Raw genomic sequence first — 1110 nt, forward strand, 5'->3', positions numbered from 1 at the left:
TGCCGACCCGTCATTTTGCACATTGATCCAGCGCCACCAGTTCGCCGCCTGGGTCGTGCCCGTGAAGGTGATCGGGTTGGTTGCGGTTCCCGTTGCATCTAGGCTTCCATCTACCCAGAGCCCGCGATACTGCGGGAACTCGATCCGCACCCCTGGTTCAACAGTCAGAGTCGCAGTGACGCCAACGGTGACGTTGTCCACGATGCGGAAGGGGTTGCCTGCCGGGCTGAGTAGCAGATCGGTGAGGCGGGTGCCGCCATTGATGCCAACCGCCGCCGTGCCATTGCCGGTAAAGGTATTGCCGGTATAGCCAAAGGTGTCATTGACGTCTTGCAGGATGCCGTAGGAGGTATTGTTGCTGAAGCTGGTGCTCTGACCACTGACCTGACCCGCATTAGCGAGGCGTAGGCCCGTGGTATTGCTCATCAACAAGGTATTGGTCAACGTCACGCCACCGGTGTTCCCGGCAACCCGCAGGCCATCGCCGTTGTTATGGCGAATCGTGCTGTGCTGAAGGGTGAGGTTCCCGGTGCCGCCTTTGACCAGGCCTGCCGAGTCGTTCCAGCCAGCATAGGCGATCTGCGCATAGCTGAAACTGGCCGTGCCAGTGGTACGCACATTGATCCAGCGCCACCAGTTGGCAGTGGGGCCGCTCGCAGCGCCATCCTTGTTGGCATCACCGCCAATGGCATCATCGCGCCAGTCGGTGAAATAGATCGGAGCACCGGCGGTGCCCTCGGCTCGTAACAAGCCATCCACCCAGAGCGCACGGTACTGCTCGAACTTCACGACCGTCCCAGGAAGAATGTCAAGCGCTCCCGTCGCTCCTACCGTGATATCGTTGCTGACAAAGAAGGAGTAGGCCGGATTGAGGTTCCAAGTGACGGGCTCGGTAATCGTGCCACCGGTAAGATAGACATCCAGGCCATTATCGGCAAAGGTGGACGTATTGTCATCGAACGAGGCATTGATGCCCACCCGCACGCCATAGGTGTTGTTGGCAAAGCTATTGTGGGCCGAGGTGAAACTGCTGTAGCCTGCCGCAATCCGCAGGCCATCGCCGTTGTTATTGCGGATGGTACTGTGCTGCAGATCTAGCGCCCCCGTGCC

At 59.5% G+C, this 1110-nt stretch carries 1 protein-coding gene; it reads right to left on the reverse strand.

Features of this window, described 5'->3' with window-relative positions; all coding sequences use genetic code 11:
- Window positions 1-1110 (reverse strand): right-handed parallel beta-helix repeat-containing protein (locus EKD05_RS25545; protein WP_165361003.1); only part of this gene is annotated, 1110 nt, incomplete at both ends.

The organism is Candidatus Chloroploca sp. Khr17 (assembly GCF_004138165.1).
Lineage (GTDB): Bacteria > Chloroflexota > Chloroflexia > Chloroflexales > Chloroflexaceae > Chloroploca.